At 61.9% G+C, this 25,653-nt stretch carries 24 protein-coding genes; 16 read left to right on the top strand and 8 right to left on the bottom strand.

The genetic code is table 11. The features are described 5' to 3' along the window. Positions 1-57 precede the first annotated feature (57 nt). Positions 58-1,242, bottom strand: a complete 1,185-nt coding sequence (locus FFS60_RS14490) for a PLP-dependent aspartate aminotransferase family protein (RefSeq protein ID WP_137822346.1) — start codon at positions 1,240-1,242, stop codon at positions 58-60. Then, complete coding sequence (locus FFS60_RS14485) at positions 1,239-2,618, bottom strand: pyridoxal-phosphate dependent enzyme (protein ID WP_137822345.1); 1,380 nt, start codon at positions 2,616-2,618, stop codon at positions 1,239-1,241. Before FFS60_RS14485 ends, FFS60_RS14490 begins: the two co-directional genes overlap by 4 nt. Positions 2,619-2,907: 289 nt before the next feature. On the opposite strand from FFS60_RS14485, the gene FFS60_RS14480 reads away from it, so the two are divergent. The 4 genes from FFS60_RS14480 (at position 2,908) to FFS60_RS29060 (ending at position 9,006) form a co-directional block, all read left to right on the top strand. Further along, positions 2,908-6,555 (top strand): RHS repeat protein, encoded by a 3,648-nt coding sequence (locus FFS60_RS14480; RefSeq protein WP_137822344.1) that lies wholly within the window; start codon positions 2,908-2,910, stop codon positions 6,553-6,555. Between the two features lie 16 nt (positions 6,556-6,571). After that, positions 6,572-7,438, top strand: a complete 867-nt coding sequence (locus FFS60_RS14475; protein ID WP_256658085.1) for an RHS repeat-associated core domain-containing protein — start codon at positions 6,572-6,574, stop codon at positions 7,436-7,438. An 8-nt stretch (positions 7,439-7,446) separates the two neighbouring features. Next, complete coding sequence (locus FFS60_RS14470; protein ID WP_137822343.1) at positions 7,447-7,770, top strand: hypothetical protein; 324 nt, start codon at positions 7,447-7,449, stop codon at positions 7,768-7,770. 1,083 nt (positions 7,771-8,853) lie between these two features. Further along, positions 8,854-9,006 (top strand): hypothetical protein, encoded by a 153-nt coding sequence (locus tag FFS60_RS29060; RefSeq protein ID WP_256658084.1) that lies wholly within the window; start codon positions 8,854-8,856, stop codon positions 9,004-9,006. An 800-nt stretch (positions 9,007-9,806) separates the two neighbouring features. On the opposite strand, the gene FFS60_RS14460 is transcribed toward FFS60_RS29060, so the two are convergent. The 3 genes from FFS60_RS14460 to pilT all read right to left on the bottom strand — a co-directional run bounded on the left by FFS60_RS14460 (position 9,807) and on the right by pilT (position 12,486). After that, positions 9,807-10,202 (bottom strand): TM2 domain-containing protein, encoded by a 396-nt coding sequence (locus FFS60_RS14460; protein WP_028629026.1) that lies wholly within the window; start codon positions 10,200-10,202, stop codon positions 9,807-9,809. A 76-nt stretch (positions 10,203-10,278) separates the two neighbouring features. After that, the gene (locus tag FFS60_RS14455; protein WP_028629027.1) at positions 10,279-11,424 is read right to left on the bottom strand and encodes a PilT/PilU family type 4a pilus ATPase; all 1,146 of its coding nucleotides are present in this window, start codon (positions 11,422-11,424) and stop codon (positions 10,279-10,281) included. Positions 11,425-11,451: 27 nt separating this feature from the next. Further along, positions 11,452-12,486, bottom strand: a complete 1,035-nt coding sequence (gene pilT / locus FFS60_RS14450; RefSeq protein WP_028629028.1) for a type IV pilus twitching motility protein PilT — start codon at positions 12,484-12,486, stop codon at positions 11,452-11,454. Positions 12,487-12,649: 163 nt separating this feature from the next. On the opposite strand from pilT, the gene FFS60_RS14445 reads away from it, so the two are divergent. The 12 genes from FFS60_RS14445 (at position 12,650) to FFS60_RS14390 (ending at position 22,175) form a co-directional block, all read left to right on the top strand. Next, positions 12,650-13,345, top strand: a complete 696-nt coding sequence (locus tag FFS60_RS14445) for a YggS family pyridoxal phosphate-dependent enzyme (protein ID WP_028629029.1) — start codon at positions 12,650-12,652, stop codon at positions 13,343-13,345. A gap of 10 nt (positions 13,346-13,355) precedes the next feature. Then, positions 13,356-14,174, top strand: coding sequence for a pyrroline-5-carboxylate reductase (proC, locus tag FFS60_RS14440; RefSeq protein WP_137822342.1), 819 nt, complete (start codon positions 13,356-13,358; stop codon positions 14,172-14,174). Between the two features lie 10 nt (positions 14,175-14,184). After that, a complete protein-coding gene (locus tag FFS60_RS14435; protein ID WP_028629031.1) occupies positions 14,185-14,778 on the top strand; it encodes a YggT family protein in 594 nt (197 codons plus the stop codon). After that, entirely contained in the window at positions 14,775-15,071 is a 297-nt protein-coding gene (locus tag FFS60_RS14430; protein WP_028629032.1) for a DUF167 domain-containing protein, read from the top strand. The genes FFS60_RS14435 and FFS60_RS14430 overlap by 4 nt, the downstream gene beginning before the upstream one ends. Before the next feature lie 210 nt (positions 15,072-15,281). Continuing rightward, positions 15,282-17,270, top strand: coding sequence for a dynamin-like GTPase family protein (locus FFS60_RS14425; protein ID WP_028629033.1), 1,989 nt, complete (start codon positions 15,282-15,284; stop codon positions 17,268-17,270). 110 nt (positions 17,271-17,380) lie between these two features. Further along, positions 17,381-18,520 carry a homoserine O-acetyltransferase gene (locus tag FFS60_RS14420; protein WP_028629034.1) on the top strand — a complete coding sequence of 380 codons (1,140 nt, stop codon included), beginning with the start codon at positions 17,381-17,383 and terminating at the stop codon, positions 18,518-18,520. A 3-nt stretch (positions 18,521-18,523) separates the two neighbouring features. Continuing rightward, positions 18,524-19,144 (top strand): methionine biosynthesis protein MetW, encoded by a 621-nt coding sequence (gene metW / locus FFS60_RS14415; protein ID WP_028629035.1) that lies wholly within the window; start codon positions 18,524-18,526, stop codon positions 19,142-19,144. Positions 19,145-19,161: 17 nt separating this feature from the next. Next, a complete protein-coding gene (locus tag FFS60_RS14410) occupies positions 19,162-19,581 on the top strand; it encodes a DUF4426 domain-containing protein (RefSeq protein WP_028629036.1) in 420 nt (139 codons plus the stop codon). After that, complete coding sequence (gene rdgB / locus FFS60_RS14405) at positions 19,578-20,171, top strand: RdgB/HAM1 family non-canonical purine NTP pyrophosphatase (protein ID WP_028629037.1); 594 nt, start codon at positions 19,578-19,580, stop codon at positions 20,169-20,171. The genes FFS60_RS14410 and rdgB overlap by 4 nt, the downstream gene beginning before the upstream one ends. Further along, positions 20,168-21,352, top strand: coding sequence for a radical SAM family heme chaperone HemW (hemW, locus tag FFS60_RS14400; protein WP_028629038.1), 1,185 nt, complete (start codon positions 20,168-20,170; stop codon positions 21,350-21,352). Before rdgB ends, hemW begins: the two co-directional genes overlap by 4 nt. A gap of 60 nt (positions 21,353-21,412) precedes the next feature. Beyond that, a complete protein-coding gene (locus FFS60_RS14395) occupies positions 21,413-21,736 on the top strand; it encodes a DUF3392 domain-containing protein (RefSeq protein ID WP_028629039.1) in 324 nt (107 codons plus the stop codon). Between the two features lie 184 nt (positions 21,737-21,920). Then, positions 21,921-22,175: a hypothetical protein gene (locus tag FFS60_RS14390; RefSeq protein ID WP_028629040.1), complete on the top strand. Its 255-nt coding sequence runs from the start codon at positions 21,921-21,923 to the stop codon at positions 22,173-22,175. A 227-nt stretch (positions 22,176-22,402) separates the two neighbouring features. Here FFS60_RS14390 and FFS60_RS14385 read toward each other — a convergent pair whose 3' ends face one another. From FFS60_RS14385 to FFS60_RS14375, 3 genes are all read right to left on the bottom strand, one after another. Beyond that, on the bottom strand, positions 22,403-23,746 hold the full coding sequence (locus tag FFS60_RS14385) for a DUF1329 domain-containing protein (protein ID WP_028629041.1): 1,344 nt from the start codon (positions 23,744-23,746) through the stop codon (positions 22,403-22,405). 153 nt (positions 23,747-23,899) lie between these two features. After that, positions 23,900-24,619, bottom strand: a complete 720-nt coding sequence (trmB, locus tag FFS60_RS14380) for a tRNA (guanosine(46)-N7)-methyltransferase TrmB (protein ID WP_036997464.1) — start codon at positions 24,617-24,619, stop codon at positions 23,900-23,902. Between the two features lie 160 nt (positions 24,620-24,779). Next, positions 24,780-25,574, bottom strand: a complete 795-nt coding sequence (locus FFS60_RS14375; protein WP_137822341.1) for a thiazole synthase — start codon at positions 25,572-25,574, stop codon at positions 24,780-24,782. Positions 25,575-25,653 lie beyond the last annotated feature (79 nt).

Below are 25,653 nucleotides of genomic sequence, written 5' to 3'. Positions count from 1 at the left end.
GTTGGGGTGAGGGGGAAAGCCAAAAGCCAGCGCGGGGTCGATCCTGAATGGCAGCCTTCAAACCCTCCCCAACGCCTGCGCCAGGTCCGCGCGCAGGTCATCCACATCCTCCACTCCGACCGACAGCCGCACCAGCGAATCGCCGATGCCCAGCTCGGCGCGGATCTCCGCCGGGATGCTGGCGTGGGTCATGATCGCCGGGTGTTCGATCAGGCTTTCCACGCCGCCCAGGCTCTCTGCCAGGGTGAAGATGCGCACCGCTTCGAGGAAGCGCCGGGTGCCCGCCAGGTCGGCCCGCAGATCGAGTGAAATCATGCCGCCGTAGCCATGCATCTGCCGCCGCGCCAAGGCGTGCTGCGGATGGGACTGCAGGCCGGGGTAGTAGACCCGCGCCACCTGCGGCTGCTGCTCCAGCCAGTAGGCCAGTTCCAGGGCGTTGCTGCAGTGGCGCTCCATGCGCAGCGCCAGGGTCTTCACCCCGCGCAGGGTGAGGAAGGCGTCAAAGGGACCGGCGATGGCGCCTACCGCGTTCTGCAGGAAGCCCAGGCGCTCGCGCAACAGGTCGCAGCGACTGCCGCCGGAGACGATGGCGATGCCACCGATCACGTCGGAGTGGCCATTGAGGTACTTGGTGGTGGAGTGCACGACCACATCGAAGCCCAGTTCCAGCGGGCGCTGCACCCAGGGACTGGCGAATGTGTTGTCCGCCACCAGGATGATGCCCCGCTCCTGGCAAAGCGCCACGATGGCCTCGAGATCGGCCAGCCGCAGCAGGGGGTTGCTCGGGGTTTCCACCCAAAGCATGCGCGTATCGTCGGTCAGCGCCGCACCGATTGCGCCGATGTCACTGAAGTCGACGAAGCTGAAGCGGTGTCCGGCGCTGATCCGGCGTACCCGTTCGAACAGGCGAAAGGTTCCACCGTAGAGGTCATTGCTGGCGACGATGTGGGAGCCACTGTCCAGCAGTTCCAGCACCGTGGCGATGGCAGCCAGCCCGGAGGCGAACGCGAAGGCCTGGGCACCGCCCTCCAGATCCGCGACACAACGTTCAAGGGCCCAGCGCGTGGGATTGTGGGAACGGCCGTAGTCCAGGCCCTTGTGCACGCCGGGGCTTTCCTGGGCGTAGGTGGAGTTGGCATAGATCGGCGGCATGATGGCCCCGGTGGAAGGGTCGGGGGCCTGGCCAGCATGGATCACGCGGGTGGCGAAGGCACGCCGGAGGGTATCGTCCTGCTGGCTCATGCGAGGGTCCTCCGCAGGTGGTTGAGCAGATCGGAACGGGTAATCAGGCCATGGAAACCGGAAGCATCGGCGATGATGGCCACCAGGCCACGGTCCAACTCGGCCTGCAGTTCAGCCAGGCTGGCGTCCGGCGCCAGCGTCTCCAGGCGCGTGGTCATGACGCTCGCCACCGGTTGGCGGAAGTGCGTCGCGTCAGCATGCACACCGAGCAGGATGTCGGACTCGTCGACCACCCCCACCAGGTCGTCGCCCTGGAGCACCGGTAGCTGAGATACATCTGCCAGGCGCATGCGCTGGAACGCCGTGAGCAGGGTGTCGTCCGGCCCCACGCTGATCACCCGTCCGTCCTCGAAGCGCCGCGCGATGATGTCACGCAGGTTCCCGTAGCGCTTGCGCGCCAGCAGGCCCTGGTCAGTCATCCATTGGTCGTTGTAGACCTTCGACAGGTAGCGGGTGCCGGTATCGCAGACGAAGCTGACCACGCGCTTCGGGGTCTGCTGTTCACGGCAGTAGCGCAGCGCCGCCGCCAGCAGGGTGCCAGTGGAGGAACCGCCAGGAATACCCTCGGCACGCAACAGTTCGCGGGCGTGGGCGAAGCTCTCTTCGTCGCTGATGGAATAGGCGTGACGAACACTGGACAGGTCGGCGATGGATGGCACGAAGTCTTCGCCGATTCCCTCCACCGCCCATGAACCGACCGCGCCCAAGGTCCCGCTTCGCACGTACTCGGCCATCACCGAACCTACCGGGTCGGCAAGGATCATTTCCAGGGCGGGCTGCACCCGACGGAAGTAGCGGGTCAGTCCTGTGAGGGTGCCAGCCGAGCCGACGCCGACCACGATGGCATCCACATCCTGTCCGGTCTGTTGCCAGATTTCCGGCCCGGTGGTGCTCTCATGGGCCAGCGGGTTGGCCGGGTTGTTGAACTGGTCGGCGAAGAACGCGTCGGGTATCTCCGCGGCCAGGCGCCCCGCCAGGTCCTGGTAATACTCGGGGTGGCCCTTGCCGACATCGGAGCGGGTGATGTGCACCTCGGCACCCATGGCTTTGAGGTGCAGCACTTTCTCGGTGGACATCTTGTCCGGCACCACCAGCACCACCCGGTAGCCCTTGGCGCGGCCCACCAGGGCCAGTCCCAGGCCGGTGTTGCCGGCGGTCGCCTCGACAATGGTGCCGCCGGGTTTGAGCCGGCCATCGCGCTCGGCGCTGTTGATCATGGCGACACCGATACGGTCCTTGATCGAGCCGCCGGGATTCTGGGATTCGAGCTTGAGGAAGAGCGTACAGAGCCCGGTATCGAAGCGGCTGACCCGCACCAGCGGGGTGTTGCCGATCAGGTCGAGGACTGCGGGACGAACATCTTTGACACTGTTCATGGCGTCACCTCCTTGCGCGACCAGGCAGGGGGGCGAAGCAGGCGCCCCACGCTGGAACATAGGTCGCACGGCGGAGTGCCGCCATGGGTTCCGACGAAGGGGGCGGACCTCCTGACTGGGGCGGATGGGGGAACAAACACCACACCCTTTTCCTTTGCAAGTAAAGGAGCTTTCACACGCGGAGCGTAGCCAGCGCCCCTTTCAACTCTCCATAGACTCATGGGCCCAATGCCCTGAGTACTGAACAAATGGCCGTTTCGGGTGCTCAGGCAGCCAAGGAGAGCTGCCGATGATCAATTTCCTCCCCCACCACCTTGCCGTCTTGCTCCTCGTTGCGAGCAACGCGGCCTCCCAGGCCCGCGCGGCCGACGAGAGTTTCAATGAAGCTGCTGTGGGGTCCTACCAGGAGCCGGGGTATGCGGCCAATCGCGATTACTCGGAAGCTCGGCAGGTCGACAGCGTCGATCCCTTCACAGGTGCGCTAAAGATCAACATCAGGGACCTGCACATACCGGGCAACGGCGGTTTGGATATCGAGGTCGTACGCAACTACCAAAGCGTCACCAATGAGCAGGGCCCCTACAGCAATGGCTATCGCGAACGCACGCCGTTCGGCACCGGTTGGGACCTGCACTTCGGCCGGCTCTGGGTCTCCAAGACCTACGGTTACCTGAACCAGGCGGACAACAACCGCGGCTGTCAGATCAGCAACCAGGTGGCCTCCAACCTCAACCCTATCCTTGAATTGCCGGACGGCTCGCGCCAGGTTCTGGCCAACGGCGATGGCCAGGACCACGCGTTCATTACCAAGGAGCGCTGGATCGGACGCTGCCTTCCACGGTCGATGAACAAGGGCGACGGCGGACTCGTTGTCATCTCCCCGGGTGGGTTGAAGTACATCTTCGACAAGAAGGGCACGGTATCGCCAGACCAGCAGCTGCGTGCCTACTTCGTGACCCGCATCGAAGACCCGGACGGTAACTTCCTCGACTTCACCTACAACGTCGGCCCGCACAATCTCTATGGTCGGCATCATCTGCTCAAGTCAATACAGGCTTCCGACGGACGCTCTGTGCACTTGGCCTACCGGGACGAAACCGGACAGCGGCCTGTGCTGGACAGCATCATCGCCAATGGCGTGACCATCCGATATGCCTACATCGATGCCAATTGGGGCATAGGTGCTAAGCCGCACTACCTGGAGAGCGTGAACTATCCGGACGGCACGCGCTGGTCCTACACCTACAACAACGCCAGCAATCTGACTGGAACCGTACCCGGCCGCTTCGCCATGACAAGCATGACCAGCCCCATGGGCCTGCGCACCAGCTATGCCTACGAGTACCGGCAAATGGGTCCCAACCCGGCAGAAAAGCTCAATGTCATAAGCCGACGGACGCTGTCCGGCATCCAGGGGGCACCCACCGAGCAAGTCTGGGAGTACCAATACGCCAAGGGCCGTGCCCCAAGCAACGACCAGACCCTGGTCAAAGGACCCTTGCAGTGCATCGGCTACGAGCATGTGGGCACCGACACCATAGCCAACGGAGCAACGGGCGTGAACCGTGGACTGTGGAAGGTCGGTGCGCTGGTCCGCAAGTACACGGCAGCGCGTGCTGACTCAGGTTGCGGGCCGGCATTGCGCACCGAAACCTATACGTGGACCAGTCAGGGCATCTCCAGCCAGCACGAGATGCGCCGTTACAACCTGCTGGTGGAGGACCGCACCCGTGCCGCCCTGCTGGCCAGCAAGGTGATAGCGCAGGACGGCGCCAGCTACAGCACGCGATATACCTACGACGCCTACGGGCAGCCCTTGACGGTGGCCGAGCAAGGCCAGTTGGCACGCACCACTACCTACAGCTATGTCAGGCCCGGTGGACACTGGATGCTGGGCAAGATCGCCAGCCAGACAGTTTCGGGAATCCCCAGCTCGATCAGTTACAGCTATACCAGCACCGGACGCCTGATCCAGCAGGCGAAGTATGGGGTCGTCACGCGCTTCGGCCATACCTCGACCGGTGATCTAGCGAGCGTGGTCGATGCCAACGGCCGAGTCACGCTGCATGTGGGCCATGTCCGAGGCATCCCGCTCCAGACCACCCAACCCGATGGTGGCGTGATCCGTCGCACCGTCAACCCCACTGGCACCCTGGCGTCAGTCACCGATCCTCTTGGCCGGGTGACGAGTTACACCTATGACGCGATGAACCGCGTCACCGTCATCCGTCTGCCCAAGAGCGCTCTCACCCGTTACAACATCAGCTACGCCTTCGACGCCGCAGGTGTCACAGAAACCCTCAATCGCACCTCCTACAGCCGGACTCGTCGTTACAACCAGTTGGGCCAATTGACTCGTCAAACCGAAGCTGGCGGCAGCGCACCGATAGTGGTCAGTGCCGCTTACCGCGCGGACGGGCAGAAAAGCACCATGTCCCTACCCGGCTACGGCCAAGCCGGAGCACTTCAATCCTTCGAGTACGACGGCCTGGGCCGCAGAACCCAGGGGCGCCACGCCGACGGCAACATCACTGGCATCCGCTATACCGGCAACTCGGAAATCCACCGCGACGAACGAGGTTACGAGACGACTTACAGCTACGCCTCATTCGGCAACCCCGAGGAGCGCCTGCTCGTGCAGATCGTCCAGCCCGGTAACCTGGCCACCAAGCTGAGCCGTGACAGTCTTGGGCGGCTCATCGCCATCGAACAGGATGGGCTGACCCGTCGCTACGACTACGACTCCCGGGGATTCCTCGTCAGCGAGTACAACCCAGAAACCCTTACTACCGCCTATGGCTACGACGCCGTGGGCAATCGCATCAGCCGCAAGGTCAGCGCGGCAGACACAGACCTCTACAGCTACGACGCGATGGACCGGTTGGTGCGGATCACCTATCCCGCCAACCAGGTCTTCACCTTTGGCTACGACCTGGGGGGGCGCCTGCTGCGGCAAACCTCTTACCAGGGCACCAGTTGGGACTACACCTACAACGCCCATGACCAGGTGATCACCGAGACCCTGACCTTGAGCGCTCCCCAGCGGAGCTTCACCATCCGCTACGGCTACGATCCCCGCGACAACCTTCACGCGATCACCTATCCCAGCGGCCTCGCGATCGACTACGCGCCAGACGCCTATGGCCGCCCTACCAAGGCGGGCCCTTTTGCCCATGACATCCGTCACTACCCCAATGGCGATCTGCAATCTCTGACCTATGCCAATGGCACCAGGCTGTCCGTGGCGCAGGACCCGCTTCGCCTCTGGCCCACTAGCCGCACCGTGGACGGGCTGCCACAGCGATCGTTGGCCTTGCGCTTGCTGTACGACCATGATCCCAGTGGCAACAAAATCAATATCTGGGACCTCTGGGACACCCTGTTCGACCAGCGCCTCGGCTACGACGGAGCCAATCGCCTGATACAGGCCTCCGGGTACTGGGGCAGGGCGAGCTACAGCTACAACTCTCGAGGCGATATCGCCAGCCAGACCATTGCCGGAAACACCCTCAGCTACGGCTATGACAACCAGGGACGACTGGCAACGCTAAGCGGCTCACTGAATACGACGTACCGCTACAACAATCGTGGCAACACCATTCTGGGCCGTGCCCGGTACACCTACGACAACGCTAGCCAGATGCTGCAGTATTGCCGCGAGCCGCAGTTGGTCTGCCCCAGGCCCAACGAGAGTTACATCTACGATCCCCGCGGCTATCGCGCCATCACTACGTTCGCCAACGGCCCCCATGAACTGTCGCTCTATGGCCAGAACGGCCAATTGATTCGTGAGGACTTCCCTGCCGACGGTGGATTTGTCGAGCATATCTACGTAGGCAAAGAGCGGGTCGCCTCCCGCATGCAATGTGAGTTCGTCGACAGCAATGGCGACGGCATCTCCAACTGCCAAGATCGGCGCTACGCGCCATCCCGCTGAGACAGGAACTTATTCCATGCGAAACTGGATCACTGCCTTGTGCGCCTGTCTGCTGCTCCTGAGCGGGCTCGGTCAGGCCACCGAAACCTACGTCACCTACTACCACAACGACCATCTCGGCTCCCCTGCGGCGGCAACCGATGAGTTCGGCAAACTGCTCTGGCGTGCCCAATACCGACCCTTTGGCGGACGCGAGGCTCTCCACGCCAACGCGGCTTTCGGCACGCTCGGCTACACGGGCCATGCACAGAATGACCGCAACGGCCTGGTATACGCGGGTACACGCTACTACGACCCACTGGTGGGTCGCTTCCTCTCCATGGATCCGGCGGGACCGCAGGGAGAGGTGCCTGGTAGCTTCAACCGGTATGCCTATGCACTGAACAACCCGTATCGCTATGTGGACCCGGATGGGCGTAATCCGTTGCTCGTCATATTTGGAGGGGTGACAGTAGGCGCAGGGATGATGACCCACTCCGATTTTGCCAATGCTCCAGCAGAGGGCGAAGCTACCCAGAACCTGGATACTCTGGACCATCTCGGAGCACTACCAGGTTTGCAGGGCTCCAAGGGGGGCAGTTTTCTTCGTATATCCAAGGGCTCTCCCACAGTCGGAAAAGCTAGTTCAAAAGCTGTTAACGAACCGAGCGTGACACAGGTTGACCCGAGAAACTTGATCCCGACACAAACAAAGAGTGAGATGTCTGGCTCACAGATAAAACGCCTGGAAAAAAGCATGATGAAGGACGGATTTGATCAGAGCAAACCGGTAGATGCCTGGAAAAGACCGGACGGACGACTCGAAATACAAGATGGACACCATAGAACCGAGGCAGCAAAGAAAGCTGAGCTAAAAAGCATACCAGTTAGAGTTTGGGAGTAACGGAAACCATGAAGCCGGCCTATAAAGCAGCCTTCCTAATACCATGCAACTCCAAAAAAACACTAGGCGAAGATGGCTGGGTAATTGAATCCCCAAACAGGTTAAGCAAATCTATAGCCGACACCGTCTGCAACAATCTCAAATTAACATTCAAAGAATCTTATGAAAACTGCACCGTCTATGAAGGACACAAAATAAAGGCAACTGTAATTCATGATGAAAAAGGTGAGATCGAGCAAATCTACCTACAGCTTTTCAGAAAAAACACAAAAGAACTAAAAGAGGCACTCTCAAATACAACACGTCAGGAAATAGAGATCTTTATACCCTAACAAAACTGCCGCTTTCATACGGGAAATTGGATAAATTTATTCTTCTGAAACGGGAGCCTTATGGTGCTATACCTCTGGCGAAGCGACTGGAGAGTATTGTGCAACTTGAAGGCACTCCATCAATCGACGTCGGTGACGCGCTCTCACTGGTCATCGCTCGCAGCCATGGCTTTCAAGGAAGGTTCGCAGGTCGGGATCTACTACGACGTGCCCGCCGGAACGACCTGCGCAAATCTTCCAACCTATGCGAATGCGCCTGTACCGGGGCCTCCGCCACTCCTCAGAACGTAAGAAATTTCACACCCGATGGAAGAGTCTCTACTGGTAAGGGCCCTGATAGAGCTGTTACCCCAAGAGATATCCGCGAGCCTTACAAGGCGCAAACTGGTCAAGGTACAAACTCACTACGGACGAGGTCAGGTAGATAGATATGAGCACCACAATTGGCATCGGTTACTCACCCACTCACGACGCTAACCTTTTTCGCAAACTCGAGAGCTTGGCCAATAGATTTGGCTACGGCCTTTAAAATGGAGTTAACCACGCTGAGCAAGATGTATTGGAAGGACTGAAAATTGCCCACAATAACGAGGGATGGAAAAATCTAATTCTCCTGCCCCAATAGCGCAGCAAACCTAGCCTTTGGAACAGATGAAGAGTTAACAAAGCTCGAAGTAGAAGGGACGCGCCCGGCTTTTTAATTTTCTAATCGAGCTTAACGAGTTGAGCTCTGGCAACTGCGAACAGCTCGCCATTTTCTTTGCCCGCGAATGGCACAAGAAAGACAGAGTGCGATTTAGCTACGGCTCTGTACAAGATTTGATTTGCCTACTCTCCATGCCAGGGCACTGGGGAATAAGATACATGAGTCCAGAAACAGGGCGCTTACAAGACCCCGATGAAGTTTCGTTTTTGCTTGATCTAAAACTTCATTAACAGAAAAAATAGGCTCATAGATAAGCAGCAATGTGCATTACAGACAGGGAACTTGAAGAGATAGGCGCAAAGTGCAACTCTGCAACTCCTGGCACATGGGTATCTTTCATTGAAGGCAGGAACCACAGTGCTGGATAAAACTTCATAATGACTGAATCAAAAGAAAATAGCGGAGAAGACATAGAGCCAACTGGAGCAACCAGTTCTGATCAGGATTTTATCGCTCACGCCAGACAGGACATACCCAGGCTCATTGATGAAATTAAAAAACTCAAAACCATGCTGGGAATTATAGAATAAACACACCCAGACTTACCAACCCCACAACAAAGTACAACCTACAACTTTAATCGCAACAATTAGCAGCGCAAGAAGGAAAACCTGAATTAGATCAAGTAAAACAAATATACCCCCTTTCCGTCTCAACGCCAGCAAGTGGTGGTGCTCCCGCCTATCCCAATGGATACATCAAATATGAAAACTCTGCCGCGCCTAAGCCCCCAAGGCATAGATCCCCACACTGGAAAAACTGTGCCAAACTCAATATCACACTACCCAATAGAAAAAGCACCTCAATGAAAGACTCAAAACTCCAAGATATTTGCGGATCAAAGATAATCGACGCCACACTAACCATTGACGACGCGGGAATTAGCTTCGAAAACGGAGCCCGCCTTGCCATCTACAACCATTACGAGCTAATTGGCGACCTTCCAAATCATGCAAAATCACTAATTGGAAAATCCATCAACCGAGTATCCGAAGACAATTACACAATCAGCATCACAATAGAAGGAAACATTACAATAAAGATAAACATGCGGGACGACGGCTATACAGGACCAGAAGCAATACAACTTATAATATCCAAACAAGAAATAATAATATGGAGCTAGAGACAAAAACATAGCTCCATACTGCAAAAATCTACGAGTAACAAAACGAAGAAAACCAACAAAGACGAAAGAACAGACTGCTCAGCGGCCTTACGTCTCGCCCAAGAATCCTGTGGGGTCGCAGGCGACAGTGCCGGAGCCGGCAACGGAAACCGGTGGAATGAACATCCCCCCACCCCACCGATGTGGACCCGGCAAATGCGCTCAGCGGGCGTTGAGCACCGACACCTGGGTATTCAAGGTCCAGAAGTCGTAGAGCACGCCGATCAGGAAGAAACCGCCGGTGAGCAGGTAGAGGATGCCGCTGATCCACTTGCCCTGGTACATGCGGTGTACGCCGAAGATGCCGAGGAAAGTCAGCAGGATCCAGGCGACGTTGTAGTCGTACTGGCCGGCGTTGAAGCGCAGGCTAGCCTCGCGGTCCATGGACGGGATCAGGAACAGGTCGATGATCCAGCCGATGAAGAACAGGCCCAAGGTGAAGAACCAGATAGTCCCGGTCACCGGCTTGCCGTAGTAGAAGCGGTGGGAACCGAGGAATCCAAAAATCCAGAGCAGGTAGCCGATGGCCTTGCTGTGGGTGTCCTGACGGGTGTTCATGCTGCCTCCTGCAGGGTGTGAATGTGTCCGGGCACGAAGAAGCCCGCCGAGGCGGGCTTCTTCTTCGGGCGCGAGCTTAACGGAAGCGGCGACCCGGGTCTTCTTCCGAAACCTGCAGCGACAGGCCGTCGCTCATGTGCTGCAGGTGCTCGCCATCAGTCTCCGAGCCCAGCTTGATCAGCAGGCGCAGGTCGTTCGCCGAATCGGCGTAGAGCAGGGCGTCCTCGTAGGTGATCTCGCCCTGGGAATAAAGGTGGAAAAGCGCCTGGTCGAAGGTCTGCATGCCGTGCTCGGTGGAGCGCTTCATCAGCCCCTTGAGTTCGTGCACCTCGCCCTTGCGGATCAGGTCGGCGGCCAGCGGGGTGTTCAGCAGCACTTCGATCACCGCACGGCGGCCCTTGCCATCCGGGGTCGGCACCAGTTGCTGGGCGACGATGGCCTTGAGGTTCAGCGACAGGTCCATCCACACCTGCTGCTGCCGGTCGGCGGGGAAGAAGTTGATGATGCGGTCCAGCGCCTGGTTGGCGTTGTTGGCGTGCAGGGTGGCCAGGCACAGGTGGCCGGTTTCCGCGAAGGCGATGGCGTGGTCCATGGTCTCGCGGGTCCGCACCTCACCGATCAGGATCACGTCGGGCGCCTGGCGCAGGGTGTTCTTCAGGGCTACCTCGAACGACTCGGTATCAATGCCCACTTCGCGCTGCGTAACGATGCAGCTCTGGTGCTGGTGGATGAACTCGATCGGGTCTTCGATGGAAATGATGTGGCCGCTGCTGTTCTTGTTGCGGTGACCGATCATTGCCGCCAGGGAGGTGGACTTGCCGGTACCGGTGGCGCCGACGAACAGCACCAGGCCGCGCTTGGTCAGCGACAGCTTCTTGAGGATTTCCGGCAGCTTCAGCTCGTCGATGGTGGGAATGGTGGTCTCGATCCGGCGCAGCACCATGCCCACCAGGTTGCGCTGATAGAAGGCACTGACCCGGAAGCGGCCGATGCCCCGCGCGCTGATGGCGAAGTTGCACTCGTGGTTTTCGGCGAACTCACGGCGCTGCTGCTCGTTCATCACGCCGATCACGGTTTCCCGCGTCATTTCCGGCGACATCGGGTTCTTGGTCACCGGCATGATCTTGCCGTTGACCTTCATCGACGGCGGCACGCCTGCCGTGATGAAGAGGTCGGAACCGCCTTTTTCCACCATCAGGCGCAACAGTTTCTCGAATTCCATGACGTTCTCGCTGGCCGCTCAGGCGGATCAGAAATTTTCTGGGCTCTTGGCCTTTTCCCGTGCGCTCTCGCGGCTGACCAGCCCCTTGGCGACCAGCCCTTTGAGGCACATGTCGAGGGTCTGCATGCCGAGCGAGCCACCGGTCTGGATGGCGGAATACATTTGCGCCACCTTGTCTTCGCGAATCAGGTTACGGATGGCCGGGGTGCCGATCATGATCTCGTGAGCCGCCACCCGGCCGCCGCCGATCTTCTTCAGCAGGGTTTGGGAAATCACCGACTGCAGGGATTCGGAAAGCATGGAGCGGACCATGGACTTTTCCTCGGCGGGGAACACGTCGACCACCCGGTCGATGGTCTTGGCCGCGGAGGTGGTGTGCAGGGTGCCGAACACCAGGTGCCCGGTTTCCGCTGCGGTCAGCGCCAGGCGGATGGTTTCCAGGTCACGCATCTCGCCCACCAGGATGATGTCCGGGTCTTCACGCAGGGCCGAGCGCAAGGCTTCGTTGAAGCCGAGCGTATCGCGGTGCACTTCCCGCTGGTTGATCAGGCACTTCTTCGACTCGTGGACGAATTCGATCGGGTCTTCCACGGTGAGGATGTGGTGGTACTTGGTGCTGTTCAGGTAGTCGAGCATCGCCGCCAGGGTGGTGGACTTGCCCGAACCGGTCGGGCCGGTGACCAGCACCAGGCCACGGGGAACGTCGGAGATTTTCTTGAAGATCTCGCCCATCCCCAGGTCTTCCATGCTCAGCACCTTGGAGGGAATGGTCCGGAACACGGCGCCGGCGCCACGGTTCTGGTTGAAGGCGTTGACCCGGAAACGCGCGACGCCAGGAACTTCGAAGGAGAAGTCGGTCTCGAGGAACTCCTCGAAATCCTTGCGCTGCTTGTCGTTCATGATGTCGTAGATCAGCGCGTGGACCTGCTTGTGGTCCAGGGCCGGCAGGTTGATCCGACGCACATCGCCATCGACGCGAATCATCGGTGGCAGGCCGGCCGAGAGATGCAGGTCCGAAGCGCCCTGCTTGGCGCTGAAGGCAAGCAGCTCAGTAATGTCCATTCGGTTCCCCAATTCGAAGCAAACGGTTTGCAGACCGCTGAATGATCACTGCGCCGTGCCCGCGGCTATCGAAGCCGACCAGCCTGGCCGTCGCTCGCTACATTTTTCAGCGGCAGTTAGAATGCCGCAGACCCCACTCAGGCCGGGCTGTAGAGCGCAGGTAATGTCCACGATAGCAGACAATATTGCAAAGGTTCGCGCGCGTATCCGTGAGGCGGCGCAAGCCTCTGGGCGAGAATTTTCGAGCATCGGCCTGCTGGCCGTGAGCAAGACCAAACCCGCTGCAGCCATCCGCGAGGCCTTTGCCGCTGGCGTGGCTGATTTCGGCGAGAACTACCTGCAGGAAGCCCTGACCAAGCAGACCGAGCTCACCGACCTGGCGCTGACCTGGCATTTCATCGGCCCTATCCAGTCGAACAAGACCAAATCCATTGCCGAACATTTCCACTGGGTGCACTCGGTGGATCGTTTGAAGATCGCTGAGCGCCTCTCCGCCCAGCGCCCACCACACCTGGCGCCGCTGAACATCTGCCTGCAGGTGAACGTCAGCGGAGAAGCCAGCAAGTCCGGCTGCGCCCCTGAAGAGCTGCCGGCCCTGGCCGCTGCCGTGGCCGAACTGCCGAACCTGCGCCTGCGCGGCCTGATGGCCATCCCGGAGCCCACTGACGACCTGGCGCAGCAGCACGCCGCCTTCGCCCGCCTGCGTCAGTTGCAGGCCGCACTGAACCCCGCCCTGGACACCCTGTCCATGGGCATGAGCCATGACCTCGAAGCGGCCATCGCCGAAGGCGCCACCTGGGTGCGGATCGGCACCGCGCTGTTCGGCGCCCGCGACTATGGCCAGCCCTCGCATTCATAAGGAAGCATTCATGAGCACTCCCCGCATCGCATTCATCGGCGCCGGCAACATGGCCGCCAGCCTGATCGGCGGCCTGCGCGCCCAGGGCATTGCCGCCGACCACATCCGCGCCAGCGATCCAGGCGCCGAGCAGCGCGCGAAGGTTGCTGCCGAGCACGGCATCAAGGTCGTGGAAAGCAACGCCGAAGCCGTGCAGGACGCCGATGTGGTGGTCCTGGCAACCAAGCCGCAGGTCATGAAGACCGTCTGCCAGGCCCTGGCGCCGAGCCTCAAGGACGGCCAGTTGGTCGTTTCCATAGCCGCCGGCATCACCTGTGCCAGCCTGGCCGCCTGGCTCGGCGCCCGCCCGATCGTACGCTGCATGCCCAACACCCCGGCGCTGCTGCGCCAGGGTGTCAGCGGCCTGTACGCCAACGCCGAGGTCAGCGCCGCCCAGCGCGAGCAGGCCGAGCAACTGCTGTCTGCCGTGGGCATCGCCCTCTGGCTGGAAGAAGAGAAGCTGATCGACGCGGTGACCGCCGTGTCCGGCAGCGGTCCGGCCTACTTCTTCCTGTTGATGGAGGCCATGACTGCCGCCGGCGAGAAACTGGGGCTGCCCCGCGCCACCGCCGAGCAGTTGACCCTGCAGACGGCCTTGGGCGCCGCGCGCATGGCGGTTTCCAGCGACGTGGATGCTGCCGAGCTGCGTCGCCGCGTCACCTCACCCAACGGCACCACCGAAGCGGCGATCAAGACTTTCCAGGCCGGCGGCTTCGAAGCCCTGGTGCAACAGGCCCTGAACGCCGCCGACCGGCGTTCGGCTGAACTGGCCGAACAACTCGGCCAATAAGGAGCTTTCGATGACCGGACTCAACACCGCAGCCATCTACGTGATCCAGACCCTCGGCAGCCTCTACCTGCTGATCGTCCTGCTGCGTTTCATCCTGCAATTGGTGCGCGCCGACTTCTACAACCCCCTGAGCCAGTTCGTGGTACGCGCCACCAAGCCGCTGCTCAACCCGCTGCGCAAGATCATCCCCGGCCTGGGCGGACTGGATCTCGCCTCCCTGGCGCTGGCCATCCTCGTCCAGCTGCTGCTGATGGTCATCACCCTGACCCTGATGGGCTACGGCGTCGGCGGCTACCTGCTGCAGTTGCTGATCTGGTCGATCATCGGCGTCACCTCGCTGTTCCTGAAGGTGTTCTTCTTCGCCCTGATCATCAGCGTGATCCTGTCCTGGGTCGCCCCGGGCAGCTACAACCCCGGCGCCCAGTTGGTGAACCAGATCTGCGAGCCGTTGCTGATGCCGTTCCGCAAGCTGCTGCCGAACCTCGGCGGCCTGGATATTTCGCCGATCTTCGCCTTTATTGCGCTGAAGCTGCTGGACATGCTGGTGATCGGCAACCTGGCCACCATGACCGGCATGCCGCAGATTCTCAGCCCCTTCCTATGACCTGGTTCCGCTGGGCAGGCGAGGACCTGATCCTCGACTGCCATTTGCAGCCCAAGGCGAGCCGTGATGAGTTCGCCGGGCTGCACGGCGAGCGCCTGAAGATCCGCCTTACCGCCCCGCCGGTGGAGGGCAAGGCCAATGCCCAGTTGATGGCGTTCCTGGCGGACGCCTTCGGTGTCGCCAAGAGCCAGGTGAGCCTGGAAAGCGGCGAACTGAACCGCCAGAAGCGCGTGCGCATCCAGCGCCCGCGCACCCTTCCCGGTCTGCCCGGACTGACCGCTCGGCAACCCTGACCGACCTTAAGGCGGGCTTAGCGCGCCCGGCAATTGACGGCCAAAACCCAAGGCGCATAATGCCGAGCAATGACCCGCTGGCACTCTGCCTTTACCGCACGCCGGAGCAAGTCCCCGGACGGCGCCGTATGACCACCAGCATCGTCGACAACCGAATTCGAAGTTCGTCCATTCCCGTACGCAGGATGCGTGATCGCGAGGAGAGTCTGAATGAGCATGGAGCGTCTCAGTCAGCAAGTCGACGCCTACGTTGCCTGGAAACGTGAGCTGCTGCGGGAGATCACCCGTTACCGGAGCTGGCTGGAGCACAACCGGCTGAATTCCGACGCGCTCTCGGCCAAGCTGGAACGGGCACAGCGCCTGCTCCGCACCGATCACATCACCCTGGCCTTCGTCGGCGAGTTCTCCCGCGGCAAGACCGAGCTGATCAATAGCCTGTTCTTCTCCGAGTTCGGCCAGCGCATGCTGCCGTCCCAGGCCGGGCGCACCACCATGTGCCCCACCGAGCTGTTCTACGACCCCCGCTCCGAGCGCTCCTACATCCGCCTGCTGCCCATCGAATCGCGCACCGCCTCCGCCAGCGTGGCCCAGTTCAAGCGCGCACCGCGGCACTGGGTGAACATCCCGCTCGACCCGAGCGACCCGGACAACATGATCCAGGCCTTTGCCCAGGTGGCGCGGACCAAGCCAATGCCGGTCGAGCAGGCCATCCAGCTCGGTTTCCATCCGGACATGCTCGATCCCACCGGCCGCCCGGGCGAAGTGATGGTGCCGGCCTGGCGTCACGCCATGGTCAACTTCGACCACCCGCTGCTGCGCCAAGGCCTGCGCATCCTCGACACCCCCGGCCTGAACGCCCTCGGCAGCGAGCCCGAACTGACCCTGTCGATGCTGCCCAGCGCCCAAGCCATCATCTTCCTGCTCTCGGCCGATACCGGCGTCACCGCCAGCGACATGAGCGTCTGGAAGCAGCACATCCGTCAGCTGGACGAGGACACCCAGTCCCATCTCTTTGCCGTGCTGAACAAGATCGACGTGCTGTGGGATGACCTGGCCGGCGAGACCTTCGTGCAGAACGCCATTCGCCGCATCCAGGAATCGACCGCCCGGCAGCTCGGCATCCGCAGTGACGAAGTGCTGCCACTGTCGGCCAAGCAGGCGCTGCTGGCCAAGGTGCGCAAGGACAGTGAGCTGCTCGCCCGCAGCCAGATCAGCACCCTCGAAGAGCTGCTCTGCGACCGGATCGTCACGCAAAAGGAACGCCTGATCGAAGACCATGTGGCGCATCAGATGCTGACGTTGCTGCAGAACAACCTGCATGTGCTCAACCTGCGCCTGGAGAAGGTCCGCGAGCAGCAGGCGATGCTCGACAACCACCAGCAGGACAACGGCCAGATGCTGTTCGAGCTGACCGCACGCACCAAGGAAGACCATGCCCAGCACCATCGTCGCCTGCTCGGCCTGAAGACCAACCAGCGCCTGCTCAAGCGCCAGGGCGATGTCCTGCGCAACGCCGCACGCACGGAGCGCCTGGACGAGCACCTGGCACGCCTGCGCCGCGAACTCACCGGCAGCTGGACCACCGTTGGCATCAATCAGAGCATCCTGCACTTCTTCCGTTCGCTGGAGCATGACCTGCGCAGCCTGGAGCACGAGGCTGACATGGCCAACAAGATGGTCGCGGCCATCTACCGCCGGCACAACGAAGAGAACCCGCTGAACGGCGTCGATGCACCGCAGTTCAATGTCCAGCGCTACCTGCGCGAGATTGCCCAGCTACGCACCAAGGCCGATCAATTCCGTCTGCACCCGAAGACCCTGCTGACCGAACAACGCCAGCTCGGCAAGCGCTTCTTCGACACCCTGGTGCAGGAAGTCATCGGCATGCACCAGCGCCTGCGCCTGGAGGTCGCACAGTGGGCCAGCGACGCGCTGATGCCGTTGATGCAGCACACCCTGGAACACAAGCAGTTGCTGGAAACCCACATGCTGCGGCTCAAGGCCCTGGCCCAGGAAACCCAGCTCACTCGCCAGCGCGGCCAGCAGTTGGAACGCTATACCGAAGAGCTGGAGCAGCAGATCACCGAGGCCAACGAAATGCTGCGCACCTTCCGCCTCCCCTCACCCATGCGCCGTATGGGCAAGGTGGTCAATCTGCCGGTGGTGCCCCGCAAACAGCGTGGCAACGAGTCCGCCTGAACGCCCGCAGCGCCTGATTATTCAACGCTTTAGCCGCCGCCCCCTGCGCTTGCCGCAGGGGGCGGCGCTCTTTAGACTGGCGCCCTTCCCAGATTGAGAGCAGGGTCGCGATGCCCACCGCCATTCCCGCAGATTCCGTCGGCCTGGTCACCCCCCAGGTGCAACGCTTCAGCGACCCGCTGGCACTCGCCTGCGGCCGAAGCCTGGCCGACTACGAACTGGTCTTTGAAACCTACGGCGAACTGAACGCAGACCGCAGCAATGCGGTGCTGATCTGCCATGCGTTGTCCGGCCATCACCACGCCGCCGGTTACCACAGCATGGAAGACCGCAAGCCGGGGTGGTGGGACAGCTGCATCGGCCCGGGCAAGCCCATCGACACCCTGAAGTTCTTCGTCGTCAGCCTGAACAACCTCGGCGGTTGCAACGGTTCCACCGGGCCATCCAGCATCAACCCGGCGACCGGCACGCCCTTCGGCGCCGACTTCCCGGTGATGACGGTGGAAGACTGGGTCAACAGCCAAGCCCGCCTGGCCGACACCCTCGGCATCCAGCAATGGGCCGCCGTGGTAGGCGGCAGCCTCGGCGGCATGCAGGCCCTGCAGTGGACCATCAGCTACCCGGACCGCGTGCGCCACTGCCTGGCCATTGCCTCGGCCCCCAAGCTCTCGGCTCAGAACATCGCCTTCAACGAAGTGGCGCGCCAGGCCATCCTCACCGATCCGGACTTCCACGGCGGTCACTTCCAGGACCAGGGCGTGATCCCCAAGCGCGGCCTGATGCTGGCACGCATGGTCGGCCACATTACCTACCTGTCGGATGACGCCATGGGCGAGAAATTCGGCCGCGGCCTGAAGAGCGAGAAACTCAACTACGACTTCCACAGCGTGGAATTCCAGGTCGAAAGCTACCTGCGCTATCAGGGCGAAGAGTTCTCCGGACGCTTCGACGCCAACACCTACCTGCTGATGACCAAAGCGCTGGACTACTTCGACCCTGCCGCCGCCCATGACGGCGACCTCGCGCGCACCCTGGCCGGGGCCAAGGCGGACTTCTGCGTGATGTCTTTCACCACCGACTGGCGCTTCTCCCCGGCCCGTTCGCGAGAGATCGTCGACGCCCTGACCGCGGCAAGGAAGAACGTCTGCTACCTGGAAATCGACGCCCCGCAGGGCCACGATGCCTTCCTTATTCCGATTCCGCGTTACCTCCAGGCCTTCAGCAGCTACATGAACAGGATTGTGGTGTAACCCATGCGTGCCGACCTAGAAATCATCCAGGACTGGATTCCCGCCGGCAGCCGGGTGCTCGACCTCGGCTGCGGCCGGGGCGAACTGCTGGCCTGGCTGCGCGACAACAAACAGGTCACCGGCTACGGCCTGGAGATCGACCCGGAGAACATCGCCCACTGCATCGACCATGGCGTGAACGTGATCGAGCAGGACCTGGACAAGGGCCTGGGCAACTTCGCCAGCAACAGCTTCGATGTGGTGGTCATGACCCAGGCCCTGCAGGCCGTGCATTACCCCGACCGCATCCTCCAGGAGATGCTGCGGGTTGGCCGTGAGTGCATCATCACATTCCCCAACTTCGGCCACTGGCGCTGCCGCTGGTACCTGGCACGCTACGGACGCATGCCGGTGTCGGAGTTCCTGCCCTACACCTGGTACAACACGCCGAACATTCATTTCTGCACCTTCAAGGACTTCGAGGCACTGTGTCGCGAAATGCAGGTGAAGGTCCTCGACCGCCTGGCCGTGGACCACGCGCACCGGCACAATCTGCCCAGCCGCGTTTGGCCTAATCTGTTGGGTGAGATCGGTATCTATCGCGTCAGCGGTCCGGGTCTTGCGGACCACCGCGTCGCGGTCTGAATCAAAGGAGTCCTGCCATGCGTCGTCTAGCCCTGTTCCTTTTCGCCCTTTGTCTGGCCCTGCCGGCAGCTGCCGAGCGCAAGCAGACCTTTGGGGACCTGGACGTGCACTACAACGCGTTCAATTCCAGCTTCCTGCAGCCCGACATCGCCGCCGCGGCGGGTCTGACCCGCAGCAAGACCCAGGGCGTGGTCAACGTCGCCGTGCTCAAGTCCGGCAAGGCCAGCACCGCCCAGGTCAGCGGCCAGGTGAAGAACCTGCTTGGCCAGGTCACCGCGCTGAAGTTCAAGCAGGTCACCGAGGGCGAGGCCATCTACTACCTGGCGCAGTTCCCCTTCGACGAGCGTGAGATGCTGAACTTCACCCTCAATGTGCAACGCGGAGATGAGGCCCCCCACAGCTTCAGCTTCGACCAGGAATTTTTCCCCGACGAATGATGCCCTTCAAAGAACTGGTGCTGGCCAGCCACAACGCCGGCAAACTCAAGGAACTCCAGGCCATGCTCGGCGACAGCGTGAAGGTACGCTCGATCGCCGAGTTCAGCGCTGTCGAACCCGAAGAAACCGGCCTGTCCTTCGTCGAGAACGCCATCCTCAAGGCCCGCAACGCGGCGCGGGTGTCCGGCCTGCCCGCGCTGGCCGACGACTCCGGCCTGGCGGTGGACTACCTCGGCGGCGCCCCAGGCATCTACTCGGCCCGCTATGCCGACGGCAAGGGTGACGCGGCAAATAACGCCAAGCTGCTGGACGTCCTGCGTGACGTGCCCGAGGCCGAGCGCGGCGCCCAGTTCATTTGCAGCCTGGCGCTGATGCGCCACGCGGAAGATCCGCTACCGATCCTCTGCGAGGGTATCTGGCGCGGCCGCATCCTGTTCGAGGCCCGCGGCGAACAGGGCTTCGGCTACGACCCGCTGTTCTGGGTCCCTGAAAGCGGGTGCTCCAGCGCCGAACTCTCTCCCATCGACAAAAACCAGCTCAGCCACCGCGCCCGCGCCATGGCCCTGCTCAAGCAACGGCTGGGAATATGAAAGCCAGCGTCGCGCACCCGGGGGCGGGAAGCCAGGCCATCGGCTTCCAGCTGCCTCCCCTGGCGCTCTACGTCCATATTCCCTGGTGCGTGCGCAAGTGTCCCTACTGCGACTTCAACTCCCACGCCGCCGGTTCCGAGCTGCCTGAGGAGGCCTACATCGACGCCTTGCTCGCCGACCTCGAGCAGGACCTCGGCCATGTCCATGGCCGCGAGCTGACCTCGATCTTCTTCGGCGGTGGCACCCCCAGCCTGTTCAGCGCCAACGCCATCGGCCGGCTGCTGGACGGCGTCGAGCAGCGGATACCCTTCGCCCGCGATATCGAGATCACCCTCGAGGCCAACCCCGGCACCTTCGAGCAGGCCAAGTTCGCCGCCTACCGCCAGCTCGGCATCAACCGCCTGTCCATCGGCGTGCAGAGCTTCCAGGAGGCCAAGCTCAAGGCCCTGGGACGCATCCACGATGGCGAGGAAGCCGTGCGCGCTGCCGACATGGCACGCAAGGCCGGCTTCGACAACTTCAACCTGGACCTGATGCACGGCCTGCCGGACCAGTCCCTGGAGGACGCCCTGGAAGACCTGCGCACGGCCATCGCCCAGGGGCCGACGCACCTGTCCTGGTACCAGCTGACCATGGAGCCGAACACGGTGTTCTGGAGCCAGCCGCCGGAACTGCCCGAGGACGACATCCTGTGGGACATCCAGGAAGCCGGTCAGGCGCTCCTGGCCGACCACGGCTACGCGCAGTACGAGGTATCCGCCTACGCCCGGGACGGCCTGCGCGCACGCCACAACCTCAACTATTGGTCCTTCGGCGACTTCCTCGGCATCGGCGCCGGTGCGCACGCCAAGCTGAGCAGCCCGGAAGGCCGCATCATTCGCAGCTGGAAGACCCGCCTGCCGAAGGACTACCTGGACCCGGCCAAGCACTACCAGGCTGGTGAGCGCCACCTCGACCACAACGAACTGCCCTTCGAATTCCTCATGAACGTGCTGCGCCTCACGGACGGCGTGCCCGCGGAGTTGTTCACTCAACGCACCGGCATGCCACTGACCAGCCTGGCGGCGGCCCGTACCGAAGCCGAGGCACGCGGCCTGCTGCTGAAGGACCCGCAACGGCTGGTCGCCACTCACGAAGGCCAGCTGTTCCTGAACGATCTGCTGCAGCACTTTCTGCCTTGACGGGCAGCGTGCGGATTTGGAATCGTCTGCCCCCGAACCACTTCGCCAAGGACCCCCTGGATGGACGTCGTACTGGACCTGATCGCTACCTTGTCGCGCTGGAGCCGCGGCCACCTGCATGACATCGCGCTGGCCATCATGGCCACCGTTCTGGTGCTGTTCGGACCCTCGCTGAATGCCTGGGTGCAGCAACGCATCGGTAGCCTCAACTTCCTCTTCCGTACCCTGCTATTCGTGCTGCTCTGCGCGGTCGGCTACGGGCTGGCCATGATCTACCTCACACCCTGGCTGGCCCAAGGGTTGGGCTACTTCAACAACTACACCCTGGCGCCCGTCCTGCTACTAGTCTTCTTCGTGATTGGCGTGATCGCCGATCGCAACTGAGAACCCGTTTTACGACCTAGCGAGCTAGAGCCAGGCAAGGCGAAAACAGGCGAGGACGCGGAGTTTACGCGCTGTAAATGAGCATCCGAGCCTGTTTTTAACGCAGCAGGGCCGACGCACAGCAGGTCGTAAATGGGTTCTGAGGCCGGCGGCTCTCCCGGCGGCCCAACAAGGGAGCACCCCGATGAAGCCGATCAAGCACCTCTACCTGCACTTTCAGGACGGCCAGCGCCTGGCCCTGCGCTTTCCCCAGCAATCTGCCGACCCGGTGGAAGTCGCCCGCGGCCTGCGCCGCCAGCTGGAATCCCCTTTCCTCAGCATCGAAGTGGATGGCGACCTGCTGCTGATTCCCCGGGAGAGCATCAAGTACATGCAGATCAGCCCTGCGCCCCCTTCGCTGCCGGAAGCGACCCTGACAGGGGCCGAGCTGATCAACTGAGCTGGCATGGCGCCGCTCCGTAGGGCGGGCCACGATCTATCGGTCCACCACTCGCGCTCCACCGCGGCTCCGATGGTGGATGCAAAAGCGCCATCCACCCTACGAGTGCAGCGACCTTGCGGGAGCGAATTCATTCGCGATTGGACTCGCTCCCACCGCCGCGGCAAAACACCCGCCCATTAAAAAGCCGCCCCGTGGGGCGGCTGGGATGGCCAGGCAGGCCGGAATCAGTTGCCTTCGCGTCGCAGCGCCTGGGGCGTGAAGTCCCTCGGGCTGAGCGCGGCCTTGAAATCATACATGGGTTCGTTGTTGTCGAGACCATCGACGAAGTAACGATTGCCGACGAAATCGTAGATGGTTTCCAGCGTACTGCCGAACATGGGTACATCGTAGTAGCTGATCGGATGACTTTCCTGCAGGCCGCTGAGGCGACCGTCCTTGTCGTAGAGATCGACAGCGAGGATCTGCCAGCTGTCCTCATCCAGATAGAAGCGGCGCTTGGCATAGGGATGGCTGAAGCCCTTGCGCAAGGTCGCCTCCACCACCCAGACGCGGTGCTGCTCGTAGCGCAGCAGGTCGGGGTTCACGTAGCTGGCGCTGAGGATCTGCTCGTAGGCTATGCCCTTCTGGTGCACCGCGTAGCTGTTGTAGGGCACCAGCATTTCCTGCTTGCCCAGCAACTGCCACTCGTAACGGTCCGGCGCGCCGTTGTAGGCGTCCACCACATCCGCAGTGGCCAGGCCGTTGGTATCCGGCTGCAGGGTATCGTAGGCCAGCATCGGCAGGCGTCGCACCCGACGCTCGCCACGGTTGAAGCGCCAGGCCTTGCGGATCGACAACACCTGATCGAGGGTTTCCTGCACCACCAGGGCCGACCCGGACAGCTTGGCCGGTGCCACGACGCGGTACTTGTAGAAGAACAGGGTGTTCTCCAGGTTGCCCGGCGTCATGCCCTCGCGACCGTAGACGAAGTAGATATCCCGCTCCAGCTTCAGCAGGTTGTAGCTACCGTTGGCGAGGACCGCCGCCTGGTTGGTGGTGAAGTGAATCTGCTCGCCGCGATAGCGCAGGATGTGGTTCCAGATGGCCTCCAGGCCGTTGGCCGGGAGCGGGAAGGGAACACCTGCAGCCACGCCTTCCACGCCGTTGCCTCCGGCAATCAGCGTGCCGTTCTCGGCATTGAAGCGGGTCGCGTCGTAGATGCGCTGTGGAGCGGCGGCGCTGCGGTGGGTCGGAAAAACCCGTAGCCGGTAGTCCGGATGCGCCTGCAGCAGGGTCTTGTGGCCCGGTGTCAGGAGTTGTTCGTATTGGCCAAGGTTCTTGCCGTCGATGACAAAGCGCGGGGCTTCGCCGGCGTAGGGGTCGGGGTGGTGCATACCCGGCTGGTAGCCGGCCGGCGGGGTGGCGAGACCGCCGTCCCAGGCCGGGATGGTGCCGGCGGCATTGCCGGCGCGCTCGCCGCCCATGGGGGTGAGGTCCTGCCCGAGACGGGCGGCCTGGGTAACGTCGACCTTGGCCTGGGCCTGCAGGGCGCAGCCGGCCAGAAGCAGATATCCGAAAGTTTTCAACAACACAGCCTTCTCCTAACGACGTACTTGGCGCTACGTCGCTCTTATTCTTATGTCGCCCGCTCAGTGGCAGGCGTTGCTATCGTCGGATCAGGTGAGGTGCCGGGTCGACCCGGTCTAGTCAGGTGTACCGGTGCGCCGCTGGGCGGCGCCCGGTCAATCGATGCGCTGGAACTTGAGGTCCCAGACGCCGTGGCCGAGGCGTTCGCCGCGACGCTCGAACTTGGTCACCGGGCGCTCGTCCGGACGCGGGACGTAGCGACCGTCCGCAGCCAGGTTGCGAAAGCCCGGCGCGACGTTCATCACTTCCAGCATGTGTTCGGCGTAGTGCTCCCAATCAGTGGCCATGTGCAGCACACCGCCGACCTTGAGCTTCTGCCGCACCAGCTCGGCGAAGGCCGGCTGGACGATGCGTCGCTTGTGGTGGCGGGACTTGTGCCAGGGATCAGGGAAAAACAGCAGGACGCGGTCCAGGCTGGCGTCAGCGACGCAGTCGCGCAGCACTTCCAGGGCATCGCAGCTGTATACGCGGATATTGGTCAGGCCCTGGGTCATGGCACCGTTCAACAGCGCGCCGACACCCGGACGGTGTACCTCAACGCCAATGAAGTCCTGCTCCGGCGCTGCAGCGGCCATCTCCAAGGTGGCGTGGCCCATGCCGAAACCGATCTCGAAGGTGCGCGGAGCCTTGCGGCCGAACAGGGCGTCGAAGTCCTGCGGGCCATCGGCCAGCTCCAGGCCAAACTTCGGCCAGCCCTGGTCGAGGCCACGTTGCTGGCCTTCGGTCATGCGCCCGGCACGCATCACGAAACTCTTGATGGTGCGGTGGTGGCGCGTTTCGTCGGCGGCGGCCGGCGAGCCCTGTTCTTCAATCATCGCGAAAACCTGTTAGCAAAACTTACAGAACCTGATCGATCTTGCGAGCTAGAGCCATGCAAGGCAAAAACAGGCGAGGAAGCGGAGTTTACAGCTGTAAATGAGCATTCCGAGCCTGTTTTTAACGCTGCAGGGCCGACGCGCAGCTGATCGCGGATTCTCAGCGGATCAGACCATCCAGCGGCGACGAGGCGCTGGCGTATAGCTTGCGGGGCATGCGTCCGGCCAGATAGGCGAGACGACCTGCGACGATGGCATGCTTCATGGCCTCGGCCATCATCACCGGGTTCTGTGCGTGCGCGATGGCGGTGTTCATCAACACGGCCTCGCAGCCCAGCTCCATGGCGATGGTGGCGTCGGAGGCAGTGCCCACACCGGCATCCACCAGCACCGGAACCCTGGCCTCTTCGAGGATGATGCGCAGGTTCCAGGGGTTGCAGATGCCCATGCCCGAGCCAATCAGGCCAGCCAGGGGCATCACGGCGATGCAACCCATCTCGGCCAGTTGGCGAGCGATGATGGGGTCATCGCTGGTGTAGACCATGACGTCGAACCCGTCCTTGACCAGCTCCTCGGCGGCCTTGAGGGTTTCGACGACATTGGGGAAGAGCGTTTTCTGGTCAGCCAGGACTTCCAACTTGACCAGGTTGTGGCCATCCAGCAGCTCGCGAGCCAGACGGCAGGTGCGTACGGCCTCTTCGGCGTTATAGCAACCGGCGGTGTTCGGCAGGATGGTGTACTTGTCCGGGGAAATCACGTCCAGCAGGTTCGGCTCGCCCGGGTTCTGGCCGATGTTGGTGCGGCGCACGGCGACCGTGACGATCTCGGCACCGGAAGCCTCGATGGCAACGCGAGTTTCCTCGAGGTCCTTGTACTTGCCCGTACCCACCAGGAGACGCGACTGATAGGTGCGGCCCGCGAGGGTAAAGGGCTTGTCGATCGGCGTTTGGCTCATGCTGGACTCCTGGCGGGCAGAGGAAAGTGCGCGAAGCGCGGAACGGATGCTGCAAATGGGGCGACCGGGCAGGCACATG

The sequence above is a fragment of the Pseudomonas sp. D(2018) genome (assembly GCF_005502555.1).
GTDB classification, from domain to species: Bacteria; Pseudomonadota; Gammaproteobacteria; order Pseudomonadales; family Pseudomonadaceae; genus Metapseudomonas; species Metapseudomonas resinovorans.
The sequence above is the reverse complement of the archived record's forward strand: the minus strand, read 5'-3'. Positions and strand labels throughout refer to the sequence as shown.

What these genes read in the sequence shown, in the direction of transcription:
- FFS60_RS14460 (WP_028629026.1), bottom strand. Translation starts at nt 10,202, where the DNA reads ATGAACACCCGTCAGGACACCCACAGCAAGGCCATCGGCTACCTGCTC.
- metW (WP_028629035.1), top strand. Translation starts at nt 18,524, where the DNA reads ATGCGTGCCGACCTAGAAATCATCCAGGACTGGATTCCCGCCGGCAGC.
- FFS60_RS14470 (WP_137822343.1), top strand. Translation starts at nt 7,447, where the DNA reads ATGAAGCCGGCCTATAAAGCAGCCTTCCTAATACCATGCAACTCCAAA.
- FFS60_RS29060 (WP_256658084.1), top strand. Translation starts at nt 8,854, where the DNA reads ATGACTGAATCAAAAGAAAATAGCGGAGAAGACATAGAGCCAACTGGA.
- FFS60_RS14480 (WP_137822344.1), top strand. Translation starts at nt 2,908, where the DNA reads ATGATCAATTTCCTCCCCCACCACCTTGCCGTCTTGCTCCTCGTTGCG.
- pilT (WP_028629028.1), bottom strand. Translation starts at nt 12,486, where the DNA reads ATGGACATTACTGAGCTGCTTGCCTTCAGCGCCAAGCAGGGCGCTTCG.
- trmB (WP_036997464.1), bottom strand. Translation starts at nt 24,619, where the DNA reads ATGATTGAAGAACAGGGCTCGCCGGCCGCCGCCGACGAAACGCGCCAC.
- rdgB (WP_028629037.1), top strand. Translation starts at nt 19,578, where the DNA reads ATGATGCCCTTCAAAGAACTGGTGCTGGCCAGCCACAACGCCGGCAAA.
- FFS60_RS14475 (WP_256658085.1), top strand. Translation starts at nt 6,572, where the DNA reads ATGCGAAACTGGATCACTGCCTTGTGCGCCTGTCTGCTGCTCCTGAGC.
- FFS60_RS14455 (WP_028629027.1), bottom strand. Translation starts at nt 11,424, where the DNA reads ATGGAATTCGAGAAACTGTTGCGCCTGATGGTGGAAAAAGGCGGTTCC.
- FFS60_RS14485 (WP_137822345.1), bottom strand. Translation starts at nt 2,618, where the DNA reads ATGAACAGTGTCAAAGATGTTCGTCCCGCAGTCCTCGACCTGATCGGC.
- FFS60_RS14425 (WP_028629033.1), top strand. Translation starts at nt 15,282, where the DNA reads ATGAGCATGGAGCGTCTCAGTCAGCAAGTCGACGCCTACGTTGCCTGG.
- hemW (WP_028629038.1), top strand. Translation starts at nt 20,168, where the DNA reads ATGAAAGCCAGCGTCGCGCACCCGGGGGCGGGAAGCCAGGCCATCGGC.
- FFS60_RS14490 (WP_137822346.1), bottom strand. Translation starts at nt 1,242, where the DNA reads ATGAGCCAGCAGGACGATACCCTCCGGCGTGCCTTCGCCACCCGCGTG.
- FFS60_RS14445 (WP_028629029.1), top strand. Translation starts at nt 12,650, where the DNA reads ATGTCCACGATAGCAGACAATATTGCAAAGGTTCGCGCGCGTATCCGT.
- FFS60_RS14395 (WP_028629039.1), top strand. Translation starts at nt 21,413, where the DNA reads ATGGACGTCGTACTGGACCTGATCGCTACCTTGTCGCGCTGGAGCCGC.
- FFS60_RS14430 (WP_028629032.1), top strand. Translation starts at nt 14,775, where the DNA reads ATGACCTGGTTCCGCTGGGCAGGCGAGGACCTGATCCTCGACTGCCAT.
- proC (WP_137822342.1), top strand. Translation starts at nt 13,356, where the DNA reads ATGAGCACTCCCCGCATCGCATTCATCGGCGCCGGCAACATGGCCGCC.
- FFS60_RS14420 (WP_028629034.1), top strand. Translation starts at nt 17,381, where the DNA reads ATGCCCACCGCCATTCCCGCAGATTCCGTCGGCCTGGTCACCCCCCAG.
- FFS60_RS14435 (WP_028629031.1), top strand. Translation starts at nt 14,185, where the DNA reads ATGACCGGACTCAACACCGCAGCCATCTACGTGATCCAGACCCTCGGC.
- FFS60_RS14390 (WP_028629040.1), top strand. Translation starts at nt 21,921, where the DNA reads ATGAAGCCGATCAAGCACCTCTACCTGCACTTTCAGGACGGCCAGCGC.
- FFS60_RS14375 (WP_137822341.1), bottom strand. Translation starts at nt 25,574, where the DNA reads ATGAGCCAAACGCCGATCGACAAGCCCTTTACCCTCGCGGGCCGCACC.
- FFS60_RS14410 (WP_028629036.1), top strand. Translation starts at nt 19,162, where the DNA reads ATGCGTCGTCTAGCCCTGTTCCTTTTCGCCCTTTGTCTGGCCCTGCCG.